This window comes from Cobetia sp. PS-4MA, from assembly GCF_057670765.1.
The window spans coordinates 2,180,561-2,204,729 of the sequence record NZ_CM173107.1; the positions used below are offsets into that span (position 1 = coordinate 2,180,561).

20 protein-coding genes and 1 pseudogene are annotated in these 24,169 nt (G+C 62.2%); 13 read left to right on the forward strand and 8 right to left on the reverse strand.

Translation table 11 applies throughout. From position 1 onward, the window contains the following. The first annotated feature begins 45 nt into the window (after positions 1–45). On the forward strand, positions 46–1,257 hold the full coding sequence (locus AC26AR_RS09285; RefSeq protein WP_488106821.1) for an oxidoreductase: 1,212 nt from the start codon (positions 46–48) through the stop codon (positions 1,255–1,257). Positions 1,258–1,368: 111 nt separating this feature from the next. On the opposite strand, the gene arfA is transcribed toward AC26AR_RS09285, so the two are convergent. After that, a complete protein-coding gene (gene arfA, locus AC26AR_RS09290; RefSeq protein ID WP_077371234.1) occupies positions 1,369–1,548 on the reverse strand; it encodes an alternative ribosome rescue factor ArfA in 180 nt (59 codons plus the stop codon). A gap of 901 nt (positions 1,549–2,449) precedes the next feature. On the opposite strand from arfA, the gene AC26AR_RS09295 reads away from it, so the two are divergent. Then, positions 2,450–3,859 carry an NAD(P)-binding domain-containing protein gene (locus tag AC26AR_RS09295; protein ID WP_488106822.1) on the forward strand — a complete coding sequence of 470 codons (1,410 nt, stop codon included), beginning with the start codon at positions 2,450–2,452 and terminating at the stop codon, positions 3,857–3,859. A gap of 140 nt (positions 3,860–3,999) precedes the next feature. Here AC26AR_RS09295 and AC26AR_RS09300 read toward each other — a convergent pair whose 3' ends face one another. From AC26AR_RS09300 to AC26AR_RS09310, 3 genes are all read right to left on the reverse strand, one after another. Beyond that, complete coding sequence (locus AC26AR_RS09300) at positions 4,000–4,167, reverse strand: hypothetical protein (RefSeq protein ID WP_157109453.1); 168 nt, start codon at positions 4,165–4,167, stop codon at positions 4,000–4,002. A gap of 138 nt (positions 4,168–4,305) precedes the next feature. Continuing rightward, positions 4,306–5,664, reverse strand: coding sequence for an ammonium transporter (locus AC26AR_RS09305; RefSeq protein ID WP_077371230.1), 1,359 nt, complete (start codon positions 5,662–5,664; stop codon positions 4,306–4,308). Positions 5,665–6,019: 355 nt separating this feature from the next. After that, positions 6,020–8,431, reverse strand: coding sequence for a DUF1989 domain-containing protein (locus AC26AR_RS09310; protein WP_488106823.1), 2,412 nt, complete (start codon positions 8,429–8,431; stop codon positions 6,020–6,022). Between the two features lie 274 nt (positions 8,432–8,705). Between AC26AR_RS09310 and AC26AR_RS09315 the strand changes: the two genes are divergently transcribed. The 7 genes from AC26AR_RS09315 (at position 8,706) to AC26AR_RS09345 (ending at position 15,136) form a co-directional block, all read left to right on the forward strand. Then, entirely contained in the window at positions 8,706–10,016 is a 1,311-nt protein-coding gene (locus tag AC26AR_RS09315) for a sensor histidine kinase (protein ID WP_488106824.1), read from the forward strand. Beyond that, on the forward strand, positions 10,013–10,909 hold the full coding sequence (locus tag AC26AR_RS09320) for a response regulator (RefSeq protein WP_488106825.1): 897 nt from the start codon (positions 10,013–10,015) through the stop codon (positions 10,907–10,909). The genes AC26AR_RS09315 and AC26AR_RS09320 overlap by 4 nt, the downstream gene beginning before the upstream one ends. Continuing rightward, positions 10,906–11,769, forward strand: coding sequence for a PAS domain-containing protein (locus AC26AR_RS09325; protein ID WP_488106826.1), 864 nt, complete (start codon positions 10,906–10,908; stop codon positions 11,767–11,769). Before AC26AR_RS09320 ends, AC26AR_RS09325 begins: the two co-directional genes overlap by 4 nt. A 171-nt stretch (positions 11,770–11,940) precedes the next feature. Then, positions 11,941–13,350, forward strand: coding sequence for an NAD(P)-binding domain-containing protein (locus AC26AR_RS09330; RefSeq protein WP_488106827.1), 1,410 nt, complete (start codon positions 11,941–11,943; stop codon positions 13,348–13,350). Between the two features lie 222 nt (positions 13,351–13,572). Further along, positions 13,573–13,941 (forward strand): DMT family transporter, encoded by a 369-nt coding sequence (locus AC26AR_RS09335; protein ID WP_404626847.1) that lies wholly within the window; start codon positions 13,573–13,575, stop codon positions 13,939–13,941. A 14-nt stretch (positions 13,942–13,955) separates the two neighbouring features. Next, positions 13,956–14,276 (forward strand): DMT family transporter, encoded by a 321-nt coding sequence (locus AC26AR_RS09340; protein ID WP_136939268.1) that lies wholly within the window; start codon positions 13,956–13,958, stop codon positions 14,274–14,276. A gap of 110 nt (positions 14,277–14,386) precedes the next feature. After that, positions 14,387–15,136 (forward strand): 2OG-Fe(II) oxygenase family protein, encoded by a 750-nt coding sequence (locus tag AC26AR_RS09345; RefSeq protein WP_488106828.1) that lies wholly within the window; start codon positions 14,387–14,389, stop codon positions 15,134–15,136. 21 nt (positions 15,137–15,157) lie between these two features. On the opposite strand, the gene AC26AR_RS09350 is transcribed toward AC26AR_RS09345, so the two are convergent. Further along, positions 15,158–16,072, reverse strand: coding sequence for a LysR family transcriptional regulator (locus tag AC26AR_RS09350; RefSeq protein ID WP_404626841.1), 915 nt, complete (start codon positions 16,070–16,072; stop codon positions 15,158–15,160). A 203-nt stretch (positions 16,073–16,275) separates the two neighbouring features. Between AC26AR_RS09350 and AC26AR_RS09355 the strand changes: the two genes are divergently transcribed. Together AC26AR_RS09355 and AC26AR_RS09360 are read left to right on the forward strand one after the other, a co-directional pair. Next, complete coding sequence (locus AC26AR_RS09355; RefSeq protein WP_488106829.1) at positions 16,276–16,737, forward strand: LexA family protein; 462 nt, start codon at positions 16,276–16,278, stop codon at positions 16,735–16,737. An 8-nt stretch (positions 16,738–16,745) separates the two neighbouring features. After that, entirely contained in the window at positions 16,746–18,077 is a 1,332-nt protein-coding gene (locus AC26AR_RS09360; protein WP_488107896.1) for a Y-family DNA polymerase, read from the forward strand. Here AC26AR_RS09360 and AC26AR_RS09365 read toward each other — a convergent pair. The 3 genes and pseudogenes from AC26AR_RS09365 to AC26AR_RS09375 all read right to left on the reverse strand — a co-directional run bounded on the left by AC26AR_RS09365 (position 18,034) and on the right by AC26AR_RS09375 (position 21,061). Beyond that, positions 18,034–18,924, reverse strand: a pseudogene (locus AC26AR_RS09365) (LysR substrate-binding domain-containing protein). The gene AC26AR_RS09360 and the pseudogene AC26AR_RS09365 sit on opposite strands and share 44 nt — an antisense overlap. A gap of 160 nt (positions 18,925–19,084) precedes the next feature. Further along, positions 19,085–19,939, reverse strand: coding sequence for a trimeric intracellular cation channel family protein (locus AC26AR_RS09370; protein WP_479399600.1), 855 nt, complete (start codon positions 19,937–19,939; stop codon positions 19,085–19,087). A 63-nt stretch (positions 19,940–20,002) separates the two neighbouring features. Beyond that, positions 20,003–21,061, reverse strand: coding sequence for a GlxA family transcriptional regulator (locus AC26AR_RS09375; protein ID WP_488106830.1), 1,059 nt, complete (start codon positions 21,059–21,061; stop codon positions 20,003–20,005). 377 nt (positions 21,062–21,438) lie between these two features. On the opposite strand from AC26AR_RS09375, the gene AC26AR_RS09380 reads away from it, so the two are divergent. Both AC26AR_RS09380 and AC26AR_RS09385 read left to right on the forward strand, forming a co-directional pair. After that, positions 21,439–22,608: an iron-containing alcohol dehydrogenase gene (locus tag AC26AR_RS09380; RefSeq protein ID WP_488106831.1), complete on the forward strand. Its 1,170-nt coding sequence runs from the start codon at positions 21,439–21,441 to the stop codon at positions 22,606–22,608. Positions 22,609–22,697: 89 nt separating this feature from the next. Continuing rightward, positions 22,698–24,131, forward strand: a complete 1,434-nt coding sequence (locus tag AC26AR_RS09385) for a hypothetical protein (protein ID WP_077371203.1) — start codon at positions 22,698–22,700, stop codon at positions 24,129–24,131. The last annotated feature ends 38 nt before the right edge of the window (positions 24,132–24,169 follow it).

Here is a 24,169-nt window from a genome sequence, read left to right on the forward strand (position 1 = left end):
TCTGTTCCTTCCATGCCATATTCAGTGCCCAGAGACATCGCCACCATGATAGATCAGCCGACCGCTTCCGCCCTGTTCACGCCCTTCACGCTGCCTTGCGGGCGAGTGCTCGCCAATCGCCTCATCAAGGCCGCGATGTCGGATTCTCTCGGTGATGGTACGGGGCATCCGAGTGACGCCCAGATGCGCCTCTATGAGCGCTGGGCGGAAGGCGGCGTGGCGGCGTCGCTGGTCGGGGAAGTGCAACCGGACCACCACCACGCCGAGAAGCCCGGCAATCTGGTCCTCAATGCGCAGTCCGACCTCGCGGCCTTCACGCAACTGGCGCAGCGCGGCCAGCAGCACGGAGCCGACCTCTTGCTGCAGCTCGGCCATGCCGGCGCGATGGCCTACCCGCCGACCAGTACGCCACATGGCCCCAGTGCACTGGATATCCCCGGGCTACGTTGCGAGGCCATGAGCCTGGAGGCCATCAAGGCCTTGCCTGCCGCCATGGCAACCACGGCGCGCCTGGCTCGTAACGCCGGGTTTGGCGGGGTGCAGGTACATGCCGCACACGGCTTTCTGCTCAGCCAGTTTCTGTCCCCCCTCTTCAATCAGCGCACGGATGACTACGGCGGCAGCCTCGACAACCGCATGCGGCTGATGCGTGAGGTGATCATTGCCGTGCGCGAGGCCGTTGGCCACGACTACCCGGTCATGGTGAAACTCAACTCCAGCGATCAACTTGAGGGCGGTTTCGAGGAAGCCGAAGCGCTACAGGTGATAGCAGCGCTCGATGAGCTGCCCATCGATCTGATCGACATCAGTGGCGGCACCTACTTCCCCGGCGCCAGCTCCGCGTCGGACGCCAGTGCCAGCGGCTCCTACTTCGTCGAGTTCGCCAGGCGCGCACGCGCGGTGACGACCCTGCCGCTGATGGCGACCGGCGGCTTCAAGACTCTGGCGCAGGCCGAAGACGCCGTGGCACAGAGCGTCGTCGACTTCGTCGGCCTGGCCCGCCCACTGGCGCTGCACCCGTCACTGCCCACGCTATGGCGAGCGGGAGAATGCCCTGCGCCAGAATTCCCGCGTTTCAGCGCCCCGCCGGAAGGTGGCGTGACCGCCTGGTATACGCTGCGCCTGACCCAGCTGGGCGAGGACCGTGAGCAGGAATCACTGGGCGAACTGGAGACGGTGCTGGCCGACTATGAAGCGCGCGACGCCGCACGCGCCGAGACCTGGAACGCGCACTTCGCCGACTGTCTCCGCGACTGAGCCGCTTCTCGAAGTGGCCAGATACACGAACGCCGCAGCGCTGATGCTGCGGCGTTCATGTGACCAGCGCCTCAGACAGGGGCTCCCTTCAGAGGCGGCAATGAGGCTTCTTCAAGCGGCGCAATACACACCGACTGAAGGAGCCTCACTGCCACCGCTACCCCCTTGTTGCTTGCCATTGCGCTGGTAGCTGCCCTTGCCCTTGCGCGCCTTCACGACACGCTGCTTGAACATCGGGGTACGCAGCACTGCCTTGAGGGCGTTGTCCTGCACCTTGCGCTTGTGAGTCATGGTGTCTTCTCCTGTGGCCTCTCTGTCACCGGCCCAGTATACGCCCTTTCGCCATGCAGAGTGATCAACCTCCGCTTCCCCCTCGTCGCTGGTCTGGTGAGTGAATAGCCCCGCAGATCCTCTAGAAAATCCTCCAGCGAGGATCATTCGATAATCTGGCCCCCTTTTCCTTTCTGATTTCTGTTCTTTCTCCATTCTCACGCCACACACTACTCCGACACTACGTTCACATCCTTCTCACACCCTTATTTACTCCACACCTCAAAATCACGAGCGCCAGCCTGCTTGACAAAGAGGATATTTTAGCCCAACACCCGTTTGACAAATTACGCATTGAAGAGACAGAAAATCATCCACCTTACAAGCGGCATCGCAACACGGAAATCTTCTTTTTTCTACACAGAAAAACACGCCAGACAACGCCATAGAAATCCACAACGACATAAAAAAGATGCTTAAAATCAACAATTTACCAAATAACTACACCAACCATGAGCCGATAAACCACATCCTTCATCCTGGCCATTCTGGAGAAAGACACAATCCACAAGGATCTTGCCACTAAAGCCTAAACACTCTCATGATCGTGTACACTTCATGCACTCGGAATCAACACCTCACATTTGAGATGACGCATCATTTCTGCGAGGATGCCTCACGTTCCGCGAGCCGTAGATGGCTCTCAAGGCAATAAAAAATACGCCTTCCGTGCCCAGGCTCAGCGAAATGACAGGTGGCCAGTCAACTGGATTCCTTACCTTTCCAGGCCACCCAAGCGCTGGATAATGCTCATTATTATCGCGATCCACTACAGAGGAAAAAGCACCTGGTCAACACGACATCCCGCAACGCGGGGTTCACGGAACACGACGTCTCATTACAGTCTCAACAGGAAATACCCATGACAAAACGCATTGCGATCATTGGCGCAGGGCCGAGTGGCCTGGCACAGCTGCGCGCCTTTCAATCTGCCGCTGACAAGGGTATCGACATTCCCGAGATAGTCTGTTTTGAAAAGCAGAGCGACTGGGGCGGCCTGTGGAACTACAGCTGGCGCACCGGTCTCGATCAAAATGGTGAACCCGTCCACGGCAGCATGTACCGCTACCTGTGGTCCAACGGCCCCAAGGAATGTCTGGAGTTCGCGGATTATTCCTTCGAGGAGCACTTCGGCCACCCCATCGCCTCATACCCGCCTCGCGCAGTCATCTTCGATTACCTCAAGGGTCGGGTCGAAAAGGCGGGCGTGCGCAAGTTCATTCGCTTCAATTGCCCGGTGCGCCATGTCAGCTTTGACGACACCCGCCAGCAGTTCACCGTCAGTGTCCATGACCAGCAGTCGGACATGGTCGTTCAGGAGCATTTTGACCACGTCATCGTCGCTTCCGGTCACTTCTCGACCCCCAACGTGCCGGAATTCCCGGGGTTCTCGGAGTTCAATGGCCGTATTCTGCATGCACATGACTTCCGCGATGCGCTGGAGTTCAAGGGCAAGGATCTGCTGCTGATCGGCAGCAGCTACTCTGCCGAAGATATCGGTTCACAGTGCTACAAGTATGGCGCTCGCAGCATCACCACCAGCTATCGCACCGCCCCGATGGGCTTTGCCTGGCCGGAGAACTGGGAAGAGAAGCCGCTGTTGCAGAAAGTGGACCGCGACACCGCCTATTTCCGCGATGGCACCCGCAAGAAGATCGATGCCATCATCCTGTGCACCGGCTACCTCCATCACTTCCCGTTCCTCGATGAACCGCTGCGCCTCAAGACAGCCAACCGCATGTGGCCGCTCGGTCTCTACAAGGGCGCTGCCTGGGAAGCCAATCCGCGCCTGTTCTATCTCGGCATGCAGGATCAGTGGTACACCTTCAACATGTTCGATGCCCAGGCATGGTGGGTGCGTGACGTGATTCTCGGTGAGATCGCGCTGCCCAGCCGCGAGGCCATGCAGGCAGACAGTCAGGCATGGCGTGACCGGGAAGAGACGTTGGACAGCGATGAATCGATGATCCGCTTCCAGGGCGATTACGTGAAGTCACTGATTTCCAAGACGGATTATCCGAGCTTCGATATCGACGGCGTCAATCGCACCTTCCTCGAGTGGGAGCACCACAAGCACGAGAACATCATGACCTTCCGTGACTACTCCTACCGCTCGCTGATGACCGGCACCATGGCCCCGCGCCATCACACGCCCTGGCTCGACGCGATGGATGATTCGCTGGAAGCCTTCCTGGCACAGCCCGACAAGAGCGCTGGACAAGCAGGCGGCGAGACAGCCACCGAACGCTCCCTCGCGACTGACAAGGTCTGAGTGACGGACAGGATCTGATTGACTGACGGCCTTGTGTCACCTGACATGTGACGTCGGGCCCACAGAATGCACAACGCCGCGAAGCATGGCTTCGCGGCGTTGTGCATTCTGTGGTTGCGGAGCAAGAAGGCCCCGATGGATCAGAGGGTCTTCTTGCTGCGGAATGACGCTTTCTCATGGCGCAGGATATTGACGCTCAACGAGATGCAGACGCCAGCCGCGATCAACAGACTGACCGCCACCATCCCTGAATTGCTGAAGAAGAACGCATAGTTGGCAGCATGTACCGCAGTATCGACAGTTTCCATGACAAGACTCCTGGAGAAGAAAGAAAACGAATCGGCCCGTTCGCTCCGTCACTGGCTGGCAGCCAGACTTCAGGACAGATGGCAACGAACGCTGCAACAAACGAGCCAATCCTCATGCGGGTAATCGTCAGAACCGACTCAGCTGATATCGGGACGCTTGTCCATCGGTGCTGCCACAACCCCACCGGAACGTGCCGGAACGCTGGAAGATGACTCGGTTGCCATGCTCTCCGGGTAGGCCTTGGCCGGCACTTCGAACAGGTCCAGCCCGAGCACTTCGACATGCGGCGGCACGCGCAGCAGGTTGAACTTCTTGAGCAGATAGGCAACGCCCCAACCCGGCACGAAGCCCGTCACTGCCATCACCACCGCGCCTGTCAGCTGCCCGGTGAAGGAGACGTCCGGCACGCCTTCGCCGACATTCGGGAAGCCCGCGGCGAAGACACCCACCAGTACCACGCCATAGAAGCCGCAGAAGCCATGTACCGCGAAGGCGCCGACGGAGTCGTCCAGGCCACGCTTCTCGAGCAGCGCGCCAATCTTCGGCATCAGGGCGCCACCGGTGACGGCCAGCACGAAGGCCAGGCCCGGGTTGTAGAGATCCAGCCCCGCCGCGACGGTGATGATGCCGCCCAGCGCACCGGACATGGTCCAGAAGGGATCACGCGAGGACAGATAGGCACCGATCACGCCGCCACCGAAGCCCATCAGGGTATTGAAGGCGAAGGCAGAGAGGTTGGTGCGATTGCCGTAGATGGTGGTCCAGCCGATGTCACCGGTGTTGAAGATGATGCATCCACCCAGGAAGCCGAAGAAACCGACGATGATCAGCATCAGCCCGATCAAGGTCATCGGCATGTTGTGCGGTGCGATCACCTGCGGCTTGCCATCGTCACTGTACTTGCCGATACGCGCGCCCAGATTGAGCAGCACGCCCAGCGCGAAGAAGCCGGCCACGGCATGCACCACGCCCGCCGCGCCGACATCGTGATAGCCCAGCTTGTGCAGCATCCAGCCATCCGGATGCCAGCCCCAGGCACCCGCCAGGATCCAGACACCCGCACCGAGAATCACCGCCAGTAACAGGAAGGCGCCCAGGCGGATGCGTTCGATCACCGCCCCCGAGAGAATCGAGCCCGTGGTCGCACCGAACAGGGCAAAGGCCGCGAAGAAGATACCGGTACCCATGTCATCGGCGTCCGGGCGCATGCTCGCGCTCCACGGCAGTGCCGCGGAAGCCTCGATGGGAATCAGCCCGTTGGGGAAGGCGTTGTAGATCCACCAGCCCACGAAGTAGAAGGCGGGGATGATCGAGGCCAGCGTCAGCACGTTCTTCATGCCGGACGCCAGGGCATTCTTGGAACGGGAGGCACCGATCTCATAGGCCAGAAAGCCTGCGTGGATCAGGAACATGATGGCGGTACACCACCAGTAGAACACCTCGATGTTCATCGCCTGGTGCATATCCAATATGCTTTGCAACGTCTTTTCATCCATCGTCTTTTCTCCTTTTCCGGGCCGGGTCTGCCACCGCATGCCTGCCGGTGGAAACCCTGTCTGCCCGAAGGTTGTTGTTGTTTTTCAAGGGGGACCTGCTGGATAAAGCAAGCGACATGCCAGATGACCCCTGATGGGCACCTTCAGTAATACGTTGTTTTCATTGATATCTTCTCGAAATCGTGGACACCTCTTCACATATGAAGCCCGGAAATCACCACCTGGCAAGAGGGTGTTCGTTATTGAGGCAGGTAGGCGGCGTCCTGCACCGTGATATGACGTGAGTCGTACTGCATATACGGATCGTCACCGGCCAGCCTCACGCGCGAGGTCTCGGTCATGCGTCATGCATCACTCAGCTGCGCACCTTGAGACGCTCAGGATCATGGAAAGGCAATGTCACCACCTCGGCGACGAGACGCTTCTGGTGACCATCCAGCTGACCGATCTCAAGCTGCGTTCCGGGGCTTGAGAAATCCGGGGCGAGACGACACATGGCGATGGACTGGTTGAGCAAGGGAGAGCGGGTCGCGCTGGTGATCACCCCGACCGGATAGCGCCCGTGATAGACGAGGTCGCCGTGGCTGACCAGCTCGCTGCTGTCCACCCTCAGGCCCATGATCCGATGGCGGGATTCCGGCGTCTCGCGCTGCATGGCCGCACGCCCGACGAAATCATCCTCCTTGCTCTTCATCGGCACGGTGAAGCCGATGCCCGCCTCGTAGGGAGACGTCTGCGGACAGAATTCATGGCCAGCGAAGATCAGCCCCGCCTCTATCCTCAGCATGTCGAGGGCATCCAGTCCCAGCGGCGCGATGCCATGCGGCTCACCGGCCGCCCAGATCGCCTCCCACACGGCCGGGGCGTCATGCGGATGACACCAGATCTCATAGCCCAGCTCACCGGTATAGCCGGTCCGCGACACCATCAGCGGGATGCCATTCGGCCCCGCCAGGCGACCGACCATGAAGCGGAACCAGCCCAGCGTTTCCACCTCCGGCTGGGTACGCGCATTCCAGATCAACGGCGCCAGCACCTCGCGGCTCTTCGGCCCCTGCAGCGCGATGTTGTGCAGCTGATGGGTGGAGTCGCGCACCGTGACGCGATAGCCCTGCTGCTCTGCGAGATCCCGCAGCCACTGGCCGCTGGCCGGATCACCACAGATCCAGCGGAAGGTCTGCTCGCCCATGCGGAACAGGGTGCCGTCATCGAGCATGCCGCCGGTTTCCTGACACATGGCGGAATACACCACTTCTCCGATGGAGAGTCGGCGCACGTTGCGGGTCAGCGCATATTGCAACAGGCGTTCGGCGTCCGGTCCGGCGACCTCGAACTTGCGCAATGCGGAGAGATCCATCACCGCGACCCGTTCGCGACAGGCGAGATACTCCGCCTTGGCCCCCCACCCCTCGTAATGGGTGGCCAGCCAGTAGCCGTGGTAATCGATGTACTGCTTGGTCAAGGCGGAGGTGCAGGGATGGAAGGCGGTAGGCAATGTCATGCGCGGCAATTCCTCGGGCCGGTTGCGATAGGCGATACCGCGGGGGAAGTCATGTTCAGCGGCGTAGATACGCACATGGATATCGGTCGGCACCCAACCGTTGGCGGCGTCGATGTCGTCCGGACAGGCGGATGAGGCACAGATGAGGTCACGGTCGGCGCGCAACAGCACATAGTCGCCGGGACGTGACCAGGGCTCATCCACCGCCAGGGTGCCGCAGGGCTGTACCCAGGTATTGAAGAAGAAGTTGATGGCCGGCCAGCTGGCACGCTGTCGGATACCATGAGACGCCGACAGGGCATTGTTGAAGTTGACCGTGCAGCTGTCGTGACCGAAGTAGCCGTGGTGTTCGTAATACTGCGGCGAGCAGGCAAGCATGAAGCTGTCATGGCGTCCGACCGTGTCCTGAATCACCTCGAGCATCGGATGCAGGTGCTGATCAAAGAACACCGAATACAGTCCCGGATTGGGCATGCAATGCCCGGACAGGCTGCGCGTGGCGCCAGCATCCAGCCCCAGCTCCTCGCCCTCTGCCCAGGCAGTGGCGTCGAAGGCCACGAAGTCGGAGCACTGACGCCCCGCCACATCGATGATCTGGATCCACTCGCCCTGCTTGACCTCATAGACCTCGACCGTCCCCGCCGCGACTCTCGTCTCCTGGCGGATCGGTGCCAGCGGCACCGGCAGATGTTCCAGCCCCACAAGCCCTGTGCAGAAATGGGACACCTCAAGCTCGGTGGCCAGCCGCTCTCCTTCGATCGTCATGTCACTGCCGGGGGCCAGCAGAATCAGGCGTGCGGCAGGCGCTTCCAGCGGCCAGCGAATCTCGGCCGGCAATCCGGCCGCTGACAGGCGCTGCCAGTACGATGGCGGGCAATGCGCGACCCCCAGCGCCTCCAGGCGTGCCTGAGTGTGCGGACTCCTGTTGCCGGACGTCTCCTGCGCCTCGCTGGCCTGAGGCTGACTGGCGAAGGCGTGATCTCCCGGACTGACGACGCTCGCGAAGTGCGCAAGCGACGCCTCGATTGTCGTGCCTGCCCCCTTCACCGCTTCGCGGGGGCTTTCCCCGCTCTGCTGTGCCGCCTCGGCGACTTCACCACCCGTGGCCTTCAGTGCCAGCCACTCACAGGACTGCGCACCGTCCACGGATGACACCTGCACGCTATCGCCAGGCGACAGATCAAGTGCCAACACCTCCAGGCCGGCGATTCGGTAACGATACGGCTGGCTCGGCGTGGCAGAGGGTATCTCGACTGCAAGTCCCATCCTGGTGATACCTCTTGTTGTCATGGCAGGCGAGCCAGTCGAAGGAAGTCCTCGAAGGGCAAGCCTGGATCAGATGTGCCTGGATGGTGCATGACCCCTTGCGTCGCGCACCACGTTCTTCATGGTTAATTAAATTTACTCTCAGTAGATGCGACGACAATCCATCAAGAGAGGTACCCATGAAGGAGTAATCCATTCGCTGGCATGAAGCTTGCTGGTGTGACACTCGAATCAGGGCGCGCCGCAGGGGCGGCGAAACGACAGAGGAACTCGCATGGCACTCAGTCTCGGCGCATCGAAGACAGGCAAGGCGCCTGCATCGCAAGGGATAGCGCATCGCCTTGATGTCCAGCGCGCACGAGGCTGCCCCGCCGATACCGAGACTCCCGTTCGCCCTGCTGCCATCCCGCCGCCTGATCTGCGTGACAGACACCACCTCGATGCCATCACCTTGCGCATCGCTACCTGCGCTGACCTTGAGGAGGCGTTGCCATCCGTGCTGAGAGAGCTGCTGGACATGCTGAACGGCTGTCCTGAAAGCGGCATGGCGCACTCCGCGACTTGCGAACTCTGTGTCGTGCATCGCGCACCCGGTCAGGCGACCCATGCGGTGATTTCCCCTGCCGGCATCGCTCTGTCAGCCGCTGCGCGCCAGAGATTGCAGGAAGTCGTCAGGGATATCGGTCGCGATCCCGGCGCCCGACAGCAGGCGTCTGGCATAGCCGGCACGCCAGGTGGCGTGCTGATCGCCCTCACGGACGCCACTGACAGCGGGGAGACGGGCAGAGGGGCGACGGGCGATGGCTGGTTGTGGCTTGGAGAGCCGACAGCCGCAGCCCCCTCCCGCGAGACACCGCTGGCACACGCCGTCATCGACGCTCTGAGCCGTGGCCTGGCATTGCAGCAGCAGCAACAGGCGCGTCACGCTGAAGACAGGCAGGCAGCGGTGGCACAGGCTCTGAAGAACGAACGCCGACAACTGGCGGCGGAGCTGCACGACACCCTCGCCCAGGAATTGAGTTACCTGCAGATGCAGAGCGCACGCCTGACACGTGCCGCCCGCCATGCGCCACAGGAGGTGCAGGCACTGGCTGAGGAGGTGCATACCCAGGCCCGGCGCGCCTTCCGCCAGACCCGTGAACTGATCAATGGCGCGCACGCCACCTGGGGAGACGCGCCACTTGCCTGTGTGCTGGAGGCCTTGATCGAGGAATTCGAGACCCGCTCCAGCATGGTGTTCGAGCTCGACAATCGCATCCAGTCACTGCACCTCTCCGATGCCCAGTCCCTGCAGGTGATGTTCATCGTGCGGGAAGCGATGACCAACAGCGTGCGTCATGCCCGGGCCACCCACCTGCGCCTGCAACTGCTCTATCAGTCCTCTGGGCCGCAGCCGGCGGCGCGGGTGTTGCTGACCGTCGAGGACAACGGCTGCGGGTTCGATCCCGCCGAGATCCCCGCCGCGCATTTCGGGCTGGGCATCATGCAGGATCGTGCGCGCCACCTCGGGGCCGAGTTCGCCATCACCCAGCCCCGCCAGGGCGGTACCCGCGTGACACTGAGCTGGGAGCGCCGCGACACATGACCGCGACACGACAGACACCCTCGTCACCCTCGACGCACCCGACACGTCAGACACTCCCGACAAGAGTGGTACTCGTCGACGACCATCCGCTGTTTCGGCGCGGGCTTGCCGAGCTCTTGAGTGAAGGTGGCCTGTTCGAGGTCGTGGCCGACTTCGATGATGGTGCGCATCTTCTCGAGCGCCTCCCCGCCCTCGCCCCCGAGCTGGTGATCGTCGACTGGCAGATGCCGCAACTCGATGGCCTGACCCTGATGCGCCATCTCAAGCAGCGTGATGCCGCCCTCAAGGTGGTGCTGCTGACCGCCTCCGACGACAGCCGCCACCTGCTGGATGCCATCCAGCAAGGGGCGGATGGCTACCTGATGAAGGACACCGCCCCCGAACGCATTCTCGAGCGCCTGCAGGCCGTCATCGACGGCAAGCTGGGGTTGGAGGAAGAGACCTTGCTGCTGCTGGCCAGGCGCCTGCAGCAGGACCATCGCCAGCGCTCGGCACGCGAACATGCACCGCCGGAGGGTGGCGTTCCCACGCCGAGTTCGGCCATGCCGCTGACCGAGGCGAAAGATGCTGCCCTGACTGACGGCATGGCTGAGGCCGAGACGGCGGACTGGCATCGCGGCCTGACCGAACGTGAGCGCGATACCCTCAAATGGATCGGGCGCGGCCTCAGCAACAAGCTGATCGCGCGCGAGCTGGGCATCAGTGACAGCACGGTGAAGGTCTACGTCAAGAATCTGCTGCGCAAGCTGGATCTGCATTCGCGACTGGAGTTGGCCGCCTGGGTCTACGCCCACCCGCTGACGCCAGCGAGAGATGCCAGCCGAGCGCCCGCCGAGGACGCGACAAGCGCCAAAGAGGCCATGACACGGGCCGAAAAGGAGAGCCTGAGATGATGCGCTTCCTCGAACAGTTCGCCTCCGCCTCACCCGCCTCGACTGCCTCGCCCTTCAGCGCACAGGCGATTCTCGACAGCCTGAGTGATGCCGTGGTCGTGGTGGATGCTGACAGCACGCTGCTCTATGCCTCGCGTGGCTGGCAGGCCCTGAGCGGACACCTGCCGGAAAGTCAGCGGGACATCACTAAAGCCATCTCCCGGGGGCAGACCACGGGGCTGGTCGCGCCCCCTCAACGCCTGCGGGAAGCACTGCACCCCGCAGATCACGCCCGCTGGGACGTGCTGGCCCGGCACGTGTCACGCCGTGAGCGGCCTGACTGCTGGCGATTGCGCATTCTGGGGCCGGACCACCACTATCGCTGGTGTGAAGTCCGTAGCCAGTCACTTTCGCTGGCCTCGCCCTGGCCCGCCACGCTCACTCTGCATGACATCAGCGAGCGCGTGCAGCAGGAGCAGATCGACGCCGCCAACCTGCGCAGCCTGACGCGCCTGATCAAGGGCCTGCCCGCGATGGTCTATCGCGCGCGCAATAACCGCCACTGGTCGATGGAGTACATCAGTGACGGCTGCCTGGCCATCACCGGACTCAGCCCGCGCGACCTGCTCGATCATCCCTCCCTCACCTACGGCGACATGATCCACCCCGAGGATGCCGACCGCGTGTGGGACCAGGTACAGGCCGCCCTTCAGGCACACACGCCCTTCACCCTTGCCTACCGCATTCGCCACCGCGATGGCGACGTGCGCCGGGTACAGGAAAAGGGCCACGGCATCTATTCACCTGACGGCACGCCGCTGGCCGTGGAAGGCATCATCTTCGCCGTCGACACCTCGGACTTGGCAGGGGATTCCGCATGATCCGGTGGGTATGGCACCGGCATCGCATACTCCTTTATGGCTACCCTTTCCGAGCAATGTGCAGCCAGGTCACATCTCGCTAGCCTGTTTCATTGTCAGTGTTTCTCGACGTCATCACGTCACGAAACCTCAGGTAACGCATCAAGACACAACAAGAACAGGATGGTATCCATGACCCAACGTATCGCGATCATCGGCGCAGGCCCCAGTGGACTGGCTCAATTGCGCGCCTTTCAATCCGCAGCCGACAAGGGCATCGAGATTCCCGAGATTGTCTGTTACGAGAAGCAGGATGACTGGGGTGGTCTGTGGAATTACAGCTGGCGCACCGGCCTGGATGCCCACGGCGAGCCGGTCCACGGCAGCATGTATCGCTACCTGTGGTCGAATGGTCCCAAGGAGTGTCTCGAGTTCGCCGACTACTCCTTTGAAGAACATTTCGGGCGCCCTATCGCCTCCTACCCGCCGCGCGCCGTGCTGTTCGACTACATCAAGGGGCGTGTCGAGAAGGCTGGCGTGCGCAAGTACATTCGCTTCGGCTGTCCGGTCCGTCAGGTCACCTTCGATGAGACTACCCAGCAATTCACGGTCAGCGTGCATGATCAGGCGCTCGATCTGGTGACCAGCGAAGAATTCGATCACGTCATCGTGGCTTCCGGGCATTTCTCGACTCCGAACGTGCCGGAATTCCCCGGTTTCGCGACCTTCAATGGCCGCATTCTGCATGCGCATGACTTCCGCGATGCACTGGAATTCAAGGGCAAGGATCTGCTGTTGCTCGGCAGCAGCTATTCCGCGGAGGACATCGGCTCGCAGTGCTACAAATACGGTGCGCGCAGCATCACCACCAGCTATCGCACCGCTCCGATGGGCTTCAAATGGCCGGACAACTGGGAAGAGAAGCCGCTGCTGGTGAAGGTCGATCGCGATACCGCCTATTTCAGTGACGGCAGCCACAAGCGAGTCGATGCCATCATCCTGTGCACCGGCTATCTGCATCACTTCCCGTTCCTCGAGGAGTCGCTGCGCCTCAAGACTGCCAACCGCATGTGGCCGCTGGGGCTCTACAAGGGCGTGGTGTGGGAAGAGAATCCGCGCCTGTTCTATCTCGGCATGCAGGACCAGTGGTACACCTTCAACATGTTCGATGCCCAGGCCTGGTGGGTGCGCGATGCGATTCTCGGCACCCAGACACTGCCGGCGAAAGCGGCGATGCAAGCCGAGAGCCAGGCATGGCGCGAGCGTGAGGAAACGCTGGATAGCGACGAGGCGATGATCGTCTTCCAGGGTGACTACGTGAAATCGCTGATCAGCGAGACCGACTACCCGAGCTTCGATATCGATGGCGTGAATCGTACCTTCCTCGAGTGGGAGCACCACAAGCACGAGAACATCATGACCTTCCGCGATCACGGCTATCGCTCCTTGATGACCGGCACCCTGGCACCCAGACATCACACGCCGTGGCTTGAGGCGATGGATGACTCGCTGGAAGCCTATCTGGCCCAGCCGGCCGAGGCCGAGGCGCCATCCGACGAGGAGTCAGCTGCTCAGGCGACGACCACGCCGATGGCCTCCTGACGATTTCTGGTCACTGTTCACAAGAGCTTCTGTTCACAGGGATGCAAGTCAGACGAGGCTGCACCAACGACTCGCCATGAAAAGGCGGAGGGGCTCCCTCCGCCTTTTCATGGCCAGAAACATCAACAAAAACTCATATAGACTCGCTTTATGCAACGCATGTCTTTCGCTGGCGATTGAACGCCTCATTTTCCCGACACCCCACAAGGACGCCCGATCACCATGCGCATCACGCTCTATTTCCTGATCTCGACCCTGTGCGAAATCGGCTGGGCCACGGGCCTGAAGGTCGCCGATACTCCTCTGGAATGGGCACTGACGGTGCTGCTGGTCATCATCAGCCTGAGTCTGGTCACCCAGATCGCCAGGACACTGCCCGCTAGCACCACCTACGCCATCTTCGTCGGCCTGGGCACGCTGGGGACGGTGGTGACTGATCTGCTGTTCTTCGATCTCGAGTTCCAGTGGTCCACGCTGGGCTTCGTGGTGCTGATGCTGATCGGCATCATCGTGCTCAAGACGGCCCCCGGCGCGCCCGGCCACAAACAGCCTCGCGCGAGTGCCACACCACAGACCACCATCAGTGAATGAGCAGGAGGGATGACATGGATTGGGTCTATCTGATCGCCGCCGGCTGTTGTGAAGTCGTCGGCGTCACCGGTTTCAATCAATACGCCAACCACCGCCGCCGACGGGGTGTGCTGCTGGTCGCGCTGGGCTTCAGCGCCTCCTTGAGCCTGCTGTATCTGGCCATGGACACCATCAGCCTGGGCATCGCCTATGCCGTATTCTCCGGCATCGGTACCGTGGTCAGCGCCATCATCGGCGTGCTGTTCTGGCGCGAACACTTCTCGTTTCGCCGCATGGCCTGCATCGGCCTCATCGTGCTGTCGATCGTCGGCCTCAACCTGACAGGCGGACATTGATCATTGCCATTCGTGCAATGGCCAATTGCCGTCAGGTGCCTTTTTCTGTCTTTGGCAGTGCACTAGCCTCTCGGGCAACATTCGTGATCGTGCCATTCAGGAGTCTTGCCATGAGCCTGTCCTTCTACGCCGTCAGTCACGAGCGCGGCTTCTCTCCCACGCCCCTGCCCATCTGGACGGACAACGGTGACGTGTCTGACCTCTTCGAGCCCGAGGCGACACCCGAGGTGGTCCGTCAGGAGGTCGAGGGTGTCCCGGGCGCCTTCCAGCTGCTCAATGTGCTGACGCCTGCCGAGGCCGACAACTTCGTCGCCACCCTGGAGGAAATGGGCTTCGAGGAGGATGCGCCCGTCTCCCTGCCGCGTTCGGTACGCCACAACCACAACGTCAATTGGGTCGTCAGTGACGCCATCGATCAGGTCATCTGGGCGCGCTCGGCGCCACTGGTGACCGAGCAGATCCAGGGCGAAGGCGCAAAAGGCATCAATGCGCGCTTTCGTGTCTATCGCTACGAGGCCGGCGACTTCTTCAAGCCGCATACCGATGGTGCCTGGCCGGGCAGTCGCGTCATCAATGGCGAGATCGTCCAGGACGCCTATCCGGGCCTGATGAGCCAGTACACCTTCCTCATCTTCCTGAGCGATGGCTATACCGGCGGGCGCACCGAGTTTCTGGTCAGCCGTCGCGACCCCGAAAGGCCTGCTCAGTCACGGGACGACATCCAGACAGTCTCGGTCGCAACGCCCAAGGGTGGTGTGCTGTGCTTCCCGCATGGCTCGCACCCGCAGCACTGCGTGCACGCAGGCGAGCCGATCCGCGATGGTGCCAAGTACATCATCCGCAGCGATATTCTCTACTGATAACCACCTGCCGAGAACCTGCTAGCGACCGGCCAGCTGCTCGCGGCGGGCGAGCAGGAAGTCGACCCAGGCACGCACGCGCGGGTTGTGCTGATTCTCGCGCGCGAAGACGACATGGATGCCAGTGTCGAAATCCGAAGACGTGACCTGATGGTCCTCCAGCACCGCCACGAGGCGCCCCTGGTCCAGTTCTTCACGGATGGCCCAGAGCGGTTGCACCACGACACCAGCTCCCTCGAGGGCTGCCTGGGTCAGAATGTCGGCGTTGTTGGTACGCAGCGCGCGTGCTCGCGCCGAGATGCGGTGCTCCCGCTCACCCTGCACCAGCCGCCAGTGATGATTAGCGGTGGTATAGCTGAAGGTCAGCAGGCGGTGCTGCTCCAAGTCCTCAGGCTGACGAATGGACGGCTGGGCACTGAGATAGGACGGCGCGGCAGCCAGCACGAAACGCTGGTCACAGATGTGCCGTGCGATCAGACTCGAGTCTTCCAGATGACCGATGCGGATGGCGACATCGAACTGCTCCTCGATCAGATCCACGCGCTGATCACTGCTGACGATCTCCAGCGCCACCTCGGGGTAGCACTGCATGAATTCGCTCACCAGCGGCGCAAGATAGAGGCGCGAATATCGCCACGGCACCGAGATGCGCAGCGACCCCGCGACTCGCTCACTCAGCGTCTCGAGCTCATCCGTCAATTGAGCCACCTCGCCCAGGATGGCACGAAAACGGATCACGGCTCGCTCACCGGCAGGCGTAAGCCGCACATGGCGCGTGGTGCGCACCAGCAACGGCTCGCCCAGCTGTCGCTCCAGATGATTGACGTGACGCGTCGCCGTGGAACTGGCGATCTCCAGCTCACGCGCGGCCGCATTGAAGCTCTGATGCTCCGCCACCTTGAGAAAGGTGCGCAGTCGTTGGGTCAGTTCGTTCATGGCTCTCTACAGTGAACCCGCCTCTCACATAGACACCGGACTTTGCGCCCGATGGCATTCGCCGATGCCGAGCATAATACCCTCACCATCCGGGCTTCGCAGCAGTCACTTTCACTTGAGGCGGCTTTGCATATTAGCGGTTGCCTAACGCTTGCCTGCCACGGATACTGTATATAAATACAGCCATGACAGGAGAGCTTTCCATGACCGCATCTGTTCCCCTTGCCACTCACGAGACGTTGGCTCGCCCTCATCCCGCTCCTGCGCCATGTGAGCTGCCATACCCCTACATCACGGGGCGTGCGGGAATTTCCGGCTTTCCGTCACCGGCCGAGGATTACGCTGGCCGGACGCTGGATCTCAACGAGCGGCTGATCAAGCGTCCGGCAGCGACCTTCTTCATGACGGTGGCAGGTGACAGCATGGAAGGCTTCGGCATCTACGAGAATGACACCCTAGTCGTGGATCGCTCCATCGACGCCCGCCCCGGACATATCGTGGTAGCGCTGGTCGAGGGCGAGGTGGTGGTCAAGCGCTACGAACTGATCGGCCAGCGGCCGTATCTGTGCTCCGGCAATGCCCTGTATCCGCCGGTGGCCATCGTCGATCTCGAGTGTCAGGTCTGGGGGGTGGTGCGCTCCGTCATCCACGAATACGCGGTATGAGCGCGCCGATGATCGGGCTGGTCGACTGCAACAACTTCTACGCCAGCTGTGAGCGAGTCTTTGATCCGCGCCTGGAAGGCCGCCCCGTGGGGGTGATGTCCAACAATGACGGCTGCGTGATCGCGCGCTCTCAGGAACTCAAGGCGCTGGGCATCGAGATGGGGACCCCGGCCTTCCAGCTGCAATCCCTGGTACGCGAGGGACGCATCCATCTGCTCTCCTCGAACTATGAGCTGTATGGCGACATGTCGGCGCGCGTGCGCGACGTGCTGGAGGAATACAGCGCGGGGGTCGAACCCTACTCCATCGACGAGATGTTCGTGCGCTTCGATGGCTTTGACCGCAACGCGATGCTGGCGCTGAGTCGTACCCTGCACCGCAATGTGCGCAAGTTCACCGGCATCCCGGTATGTGTCGGCGTGGCCCCCACTCGTACCCTGGCCAAGCTGGCCAACCGTACCGCCAAGAAGCGGCCGGAATTCGGCGGCGTCTGCGTGCTGGAACCTACCGAAGTCGGCACCCAGCGCCTGCTGGAAGACACACCGCTGGGCGATGTCTGGGGCGTGGGCCATCGCCTAGTCGAACGACTGGCACTACAAGGGCTGCATACCGCCTGGGACCTGCGCTGTGCGGACCCGCGCGCCATCGGTCAGCGCTATTCCGTCGTGCTGGAGCGCACCGTGCGCGAGTTGCAAGGCACGCCCTGCTTCGAGATGAACGACCCCGATGATGCCCGTCAGCGCATCATGACCTCGCGCTCCTTCGGCCGCATGACCGATGACATGAATGAGCTCAAGGATGCCATTCGCCAGCACGCCCAGCGCGGCGCCGAGAAGCTGCGCCATCAGGGCAGCCAGACACGTGCCGTGCTGGTCTTCCTCAAGAGCAACCGCCACCGCCCGGATCTCCCGCAATACTCGCCCAGCACCATCATCGAACTCCCCGAACCGACCAGCGACAGCCGCGAGATACTCGCCGCCGCCCATCAGGCGCTCGAGCGTATCTATCTGCGCGGCTATCGCTTCATGAAGGCAGGCGTGATGCTGCTGGACCTCATCGACCAGCCCCGAGAGCAGCTCTCGTTGCTCGACAGCGAAGCCGATATCGCCAGACGAGAACGCAACCAGCAGCTGATGGCGACACTGGATGCGATGAATCAGAAGATGGGCCGTGGCACCGTGCGTCTGGGCGTCGCGCGCCCGGATGCCGCCTGGCAGCTGCGCTGCGCGCATCGCAGCTCACGCTATACCACCCGCTGGCAGGAGCTGAAGCGACTGGGGAGCCCCCCTCGGCTCCCTACAACGCCAGGCGCGACGCAAGAAACTCGACAAAGGCACTGATGCGTGGCGAGAGCGTGCTGTTGCGGTAATACACCGCTTGGATCAGCTCACGCGGATTGGGCGACTGGACCTGCCCCGGCAGCACTTCCACCAGAGCGCCCGACGCCAGGTCATCGGCGAGCATGAAGCGGGAGATCAGCGCGATGCCGTGACCGGCCAGGCATAGCTGGCGCATGACTTCACCGCTGGAGGTGGAAAGGTGCGGCGTCGTTTCCAGCTCCCGGGGCGCACCCTTGAGTGGCTAGCGATTCAGGCGACTGGGCGGCAGGAATCCCAGCAGGCGATGCGCCGCCAGCGCCGCGACGCTCGTTGGCGTGCCATGTCTTGCCAGATAAGCGGGGCTGGCGACCAGGTGCAGGGTCGAGCGCCCCAGTACCTTGGCATGCAGGGTCGAATCCTCGAGCTCGCCGATGCGAATGGCGACATCGGTGCGCTGCTCCAGCAGATTGATGATGTCGTCACCCGCCGAAAGCTCCAGGGAAATGCCGGGATAGCGACGTTCGAACTCTCCTACCAGCGGCACCAGCTGATGCAGGACGAAAGGACTGGCGGCATCGACCCGCAGACGGCCGCTGGGTTGATCACGCTGCTGACGCAAGACGTCTTCGGCCTCGCTCAACTGCTGCAGCCCTTCCCTGATGCGCTCGACGAAAGCACGCCCCTCGTCCGTCAGGGCGACGCTGCGAGTGGTACGAGTCAACAGCGGTGTCTCAAGCTCGCTTTCCAGCCGCTGGATGGCCCGCGACACCTTGGCCACGGGCACATCCCGCTGCTTGGCGGCAGCACTGAAACCTCCGCTGTCGACCACCGCCAGCAACCATTCAAGGTCTTGTGAGCGACTGCGCATGATGAAACTTCTCCCAGAAGACGATGGCCCTTGTCAGACCTTGATGACCCCTTGTTCGGCCCGAATCCTTGCAGAAATCGCAATGATCGGCACCTGTCAGGCACTTCTTGCACCATAATCACGCACCGCTTCCAAGCGATCACGCCATGGCCTTCCGTGCTCAGTTCCTGCCTCGCCGGCTCTCGCCGGGGCGCAGCATGCGCACCCGCGCCTTGGGAGTACGACGAGGCAGCATCGGCGGCTCGGGGGGCTGGTCGATCTTCATCGAGGCCTCGAGCTTGCTGAGCCCCACTGAGCCCCCCAGGGTGGTGGCGAATTCGGCATCACCCTGCTCGCGCTGATTGTCTGCGGGCGTGCCCGACGTGCGGGGTTCACCACTCGCTGACAGGTCCGGTGGCGGGATGATGACCCAGGCGAAGGTCGGCAGCGTCAGATTCCAGTAGATGGCCGGAAGTCGAATCATCAATACCATTACGATGGCCGCGCCTGTCGCCCAGGCAAGCGGCATCCCGAGCTCGAGTAGCGCGATATAGAGAATCCCGCCCGCCAGCGACGCCGAGGCGTAGATTTCCTGACGCAGCACCATCGGCACGCGGCGCGCCAGTACATCCCGGATCATGCCGCCTGCCACGCCACTCATGGTGCCCATCACCACGACAACGATGCCGTCTACCCCCATCGTGCGGGCCTTGTGAGCGCCCAGCACGGTGAACAGCGCAAGGCCGAAGGCATCCGTCACGGGCAGAAAGACCCGCGTCAGGCGGTGAATGTAGTGAAAGCCCAATGTCGCCACGCCCACCGTGAGCAGGATCACCCAGAGATAGATCGGCTGCTCGACCCAGAACACCGGCCTGATGCCCAGCACCAGATCACGCAGGGTGCCGCCGCCGATACCGGTCACGGCGCCGAGCACCAGCATGCCGATCGGGTCCATCCGCGAACGACAGGCCACGACGACGCCTGTCAGCGCGAAGATCATCACACCGGCCAGATCCAGCCAGGTTATCCAGTTCATACCCATAGCATCCTCAGACGACGAAACTGTCATTCATGCGCCACACGCGAGCGTGATGGCCGTTCATTCAGCGGCCAGTCCGCGACGCGCCGTCACGCTGGGTGCCTCACCGAAACGCTGTTGATAGGCACGAGAAAAGTGCGCCAGATGGGTGAATCCCGTGGCAAAGGCCGCCTGGGAGACACTGACCCGACTGTCGGCGAGCACCCTCTGCGCATGATCCAGACGCATGCCGAGATAGCATTGCTTGGGTGTCTCGCCGAATTGCGCCACGAACAGGCGCGTCAGCTGGCGCTGTGACTGCCCCGCGAGCCGGCAGACCACCGGAATGGGCAGGGCTTGGGCAAGATTGGCCTCCATCACCGCCAGCGCCCGCACGACACTACGCGGCAACGACGAATCGCGCGGAGTCGGGCTCTCCACGTTCACGGCCGTGCGCTGGTGCATGATCTGACGTCCCACGGCATCGGCCAGCGAAGGGCCATAGAGCAGCTCGATCCAGGCCAGCATCATGTCGATGCTGGCCGCCCCGCCGGAGCCGGTCAGACGCTCACCCTGCCATTCATAAGGGGCCGAGCTGACGTCCAGCTCAGGAAACTCCTGCTGAAAGGCCGGCACGCTTTCCCAGTGCAACGCCACCGGATGCCCCGCCAGCACACCGGCCCGCGCCAGAATGAAGGGGGCGGTATCCAGTCCCCCCAGCCAGGCACCATGGGCCGCCAGCCAACGCAGCACGGCACGCGACTCACTGTCGACACTCGCTTCTGGCTCATAGGACGACACCACCATCAGGCGCATCCGGGCCATGGATGCCGAGGTCTGTTCACACACCGCTTCCGATGCCTGCCGGGGCTCCCACGTCATCAGCTGATCGAGGCGACCATCGACATCGATACGGACCCCATTGCTGGCCACCACCGCCTCACCATCCGCTGACAACAGCCGCCAGGCGAACAGATCCCGCCCGAAGCGATTGGCGACCCTCAAGGGCTCGAGCAGGCAGAACAGCGTCAACATCGAGAAACGCGGTACCAGCCAAACATTCAGCGTATTCTCGGCGGCGCCGGGCGCCAGCACGGGCGGTGAGTCCGGCCGCGGGTAGGGATGCGCGCCAGTGCTCAAGGGCTCATGTCCAGCGCGGTCGGGGTATCAGGCATATGGCGATTTTCATCAATCCTTCGGCGGTTTTCATCAAACGATAATGACATTGGGGAAAAGAGACCAGTGACCTGTGCAGAATCGCGGCTTTCGATCGTCTGTCGCCTGCCATCATCGCATCGCGTTTGATGACAGAACGCATCACTCAAGCCACGCGAGTGATTCCATATGGCATCAGAACATCGACCTTGGGCGTAGCGACCTTAGGCGAAAACTCAATAAAAACCCATTGAATTCAGTGACTTGTAAAGAGAAAGAAACTGGCATGCCATTTGCTATCCATCATGACAGGAGACGCCAACCAGCGCCCTTCCCCATGTCATCCAGGACAGGATATCGCCATGAGCATCGCCAGCTTCAAATCCGCCCACCGCCTGATAACGGGCCAACAGGCCTCATCACGCCTCAGTGAAGAAATCCTTCGCCTGGGCATGCGCTGCCCGATGGTGGTCACCGACCCCGGTGTGCTGGGGTCGGGTACCCTAAAGCCGATCACGGATCAGCTCGATGTATTGAAGGCCAATGGTCAGCTGACCCATTACCGCATCTTCAGCGAGGTCAGTGCCGAGCCGGAAGTGCACATCGTGGAGGACTGCATGAGCGTCTACCTCGAGGCGCAGTGCGATGGCCTGATCGCGCTGGGCGGCGGCAGCGCCATGGACATCGCCAAATGCGTGGCGGTATACGCCACCCATGACGGCGATCTGGAAAGCCTGTTCGGGGAAGACAAGGCCCGTGTGCGTGGTGCACCGCTGATCGCGATGCCGACCACGGCAGGCACCGGCTCCGAAGTCACCAACATCGGCATTCTGTCTGACACCGAAGCACGCATGAAGAAAGGTATCGTGAATGACTACCTGCTGCCGGACGTCGCCATCGTCGCCCCGGAGCTGACGGTCAGCTGTCCCCGCCATGTCACTGCCGCCAGCGGCGTCGATGCCCTGGTGCATGCCATCGAGGCCTACCTGTCCAACTTCGCCACGCCCATCACCGATGCGCTGGCCATCAAGGCCATGCGCCTGATCATCAAGGCATTGCCCAAGGCCTATGCCGATCCCGGCAATCTCGAGGCGCGTGAAGCCATGGCCACGGGGAGTCTGCTGGCAGGCATGGCCTTCGGCAATGCGGGGGTCGGTGCGGTCCACGCCCTGGCCTACCCGCTGGGCGGGCGCTACCACCTGCCCCATGGCGTGACCAACGCCCTGCTGCTGCCGCATGTGATGCGCTGGAATGCGCTGGCCTGCGTCGAACGCTTCCGGGATATCGCAGAGGCACTGGATACTGCGCATCATGCGCTCAAGGATGAGGCCGCGGCCGAGCTGGTCGTCGAGCGCCTGCACCAGCTGTGCCGAGACGTGGACATCCCCAGTGGCCTGCGCCATTTCGACATTTCCGAAAAGGATATTCCTTCGCTTGCGGCAGATGCCGTCAAGGTGGAACGCCTGCTGCGCAACAATCCGCGTCAACTGACCCAGCACGACATCGAGTGCATCTATCGCGCTGCCTGGTGAAGCCCGCCAGGCATGAGCACTGCCCCTTCTCGTGAACACCATCTCCACCCCAGGTGAAGATGAATAACGATAACAACAGGAACGCCATCATGAGCCACTGGAAAACCCGCCAACCCGGAGAGGAAAGCCCCTACTACGCTCTGGGGCCTTTCAAGATTCGCCTGCCCTTCCTGCACTACCGATTCGAGCTGCCCGACTATCTGCAGGGACTTCTGATGTGCGCGGTGGATCTCGCCGCCATCCCGCTGATGACGGAGCTGCTGGGCATGCCGTTTGAAGCCGCACTGGCCATCGTGATGCTCAACGGGCTGCTGTATCTCGTTCACCATCTGCTGGGCGACCCGGTCATTCCCGGCTGGATCACGCCGGCCATCCCTCTGCTGATGGCCTATGTGGCCACCTTCCCCGAGGGCGAAACGCGGGTGCATGCCCTGATCGCCTTCCAGCTGATGCTCGGGATACTGGCCATCGTGCTCGGGCGAACGGGGCTGGCCAGCAAGGTGGTCAACCTGATTCCCTCGGCCATCAAGGCCGGCATCATCATGGGGGCAGGCCTGGCCGCGATCAGCGTGGTCTTCAAGGAAGGCGGACGCTTCGACACCTATCCCATCACCATCAGCATCGCCGTGGGTCTGGCGTTCTACATCATCTTCTCGCGCCACTTCGCAAGGCTGAAGACCTCGAATCCGTTCTGGGGCAACCTGGGCAAGCTGGGGATCTTCCCGATCATCCTGCTGGCGATCATCGTCGCACCGCTGGTCGGCGAGGCCGCCTGGCCTGACGTGCAGTGGGGCTTCAGTCAGCCGGACTTCGTGACCATGTTCAGCCAGTACACCGTCTTTGGAGTGGGCTTGCCGCCGCTGTCGATGTTCCTGACCGCCCTGCCCACAGTTCTGGCCGCCTATATCGTGCTGTTCGGCGATGTCCTGCAATCCAAGGCGCTGGTCGAGGAAGCCGATGAGTCACGGCCTGACGAGAAGATCGACTACGACGCCAACCGTGCCCACATGATCTTCGGTGGCCGCAATACGCTGATGAGTCTGTTCGGTCCGGACGTCACCATGTGCGGGCCGCTGTGGGCCGCCATGCAGGTCGTCGTGGTCGAGCGCTACAAGGAAGGCAAGCAGGCGATGCACTCGCTGTTCGGGGGCTCAGGCTCCTTCCGCTGGGGCACGAATACCGGCCTGCTGTTGCTGCCCATCGTCAGTCTGGTCCAGCCCATTCTGGGGATCGCGCTGGCACTGACCCTGTTGATCCAGGGCTATGTCAGCGTACGGCTGGGGATTCTCGAAGCCCGCAGCCAGCGTGACCTCGGCATTGCCGGCGTGATCGCCGCCGTTCTGGTGATCAAGGGCGCCGCCTGGGCCTTCGGAATCGGGATCGCCCTGTGCCTGTTGATCTACGGCAAGCGCTTTTTCTCGGGGGAAAACGACGAGACCTTCAGCCGCGATCTCGGCAAGGGCGATATCGACGCTCCCGCCAGTGACGTGACGCCAACCGTTTCCACGACATCCTCGCATTGACGTATCGTAACCCCATGGCCCCCCGCCGCCTGAGCGCG

Coding starts and splice junctions, on each gene's coding strand:
- AC26AR_RS09285 (WP_488106821.1), top strand. CDS start 46: ATGATAGATCAGCCGACCGCTTCCGCCCTGTTCACGCCCTTCACGCTG.
- arfA (WP_077371234.1), bottom strand. CDS start 1,548: ATGACTCACAAGCGCAAGGTGCAGGACAACGCCCTCAAGGCAGTGCTG.
- AC26AR_RS09295 (WP_488106822.1), top strand. CDS start 2,450: ATGACAAAACGCATTGCGATCATTGGCGCAGGGCCGAGTGGCCTGGCA.
- AC26AR_RS09300 (WP_157109453.1), bottom strand. CDS start 4,167: ATGGAAACTGTCGATACTGCGGTACATGCTGCCAACTATGCGTTCTTC.
- AC26AR_RS09305 (WP_077371230.1), bottom strand. CDS start 5,664: ATGGATGAAAAGACGTTGCAAAGCATATTGGATATGCACCAGGCGATG.
- AC26AR_RS09310 (WP_488106823.1), bottom strand. CDS start 8,431: ATGGGACTTGCAGTCGAGATACCCTCTGCCACGCCGAGCCAGCCGTAT.
- AC26AR_RS09315 (WP_488106824.1), top strand. CDS start 8,706: ATGGCACTCAGTCTCGGCGCATCGAAGACAGGCAAGGCGCCTGCATCG.
- AC26AR_RS09320 (WP_488106825.1), top strand. CDS start 10,013: ATGACCGCGACACGACAGACACCCTCGTCACCCTCGACGCACCCGACA.
- AC26AR_RS09325 (WP_488106826.1), top strand. CDS start 10,906: ATGATGCGCTTCCTCGAACAGTTCGCCTCCGCCTCACCCGCCTCGACT.
- AC26AR_RS09330 (WP_488106827.1), top strand. CDS start 11,941: ATGACCCAACGTATCGCGATCATCGGCGCAGGCCCCAGTGGACTGGCT.
- AC26AR_RS09335 (WP_404626847.1), top strand. CDS start 13,573: ATGCGCATCACGCTCTATTTCCTGATCTCGACCCTGTGCGAAATCGGC.
- AC26AR_RS09340 (WP_136939268.1), top strand. CDS start 13,956: ATGGATTGGGTCTATCTGATCGCCGCCGGCTGTTGTGAAGTCGTCGGC.
- AC26AR_RS09345 (WP_488106828.1), top strand. CDS start 14,387: ATGAGCCTGTCCTTCTACGCCGTCAGTCACGAGCGCGGCTTCTCTCCC.
- AC26AR_RS09350 (WP_404626841.1), bottom strand. CDS start 16,072: ATGAACGAACTGACCCAACGACTGCGCACCTTTCTCAAGGTGGCGGAG.
- AC26AR_RS09355 (WP_488106829.1), top strand. CDS start 16,276: ATGACCGCATCTGTTCCCCTTGCCACTCACGAGACGTTGGCTCGCCCT.
- AC26AR_RS09360 (WP_488107896.1), top strand. CDS start 16,746: ATGATCGGGCTGGTCGACTGCAACAACTTCTACGCCAGCTGTGAGCGA.
- AC26AR_RS09370 (WP_479399600.1), bottom strand. CDS start 19,939: ATGAACTGGATAACCTGGCTGGATCTGGCCGGTGTGATGATCTTCGCG.
- AC26AR_RS09380 (WP_488106831.1), top strand. CDS start 21,439: ATGAGCATCGCCAGCTTCAAATCCGCCCACCGCCTGATAACGGGCCAA.
- AC26AR_RS09385 (WP_077371203.1), top strand. CDS start 22,698: ATGAGCCACTGGAAAACCCGCCAACCCGGAGAGGAAAGCCCCTACTAC.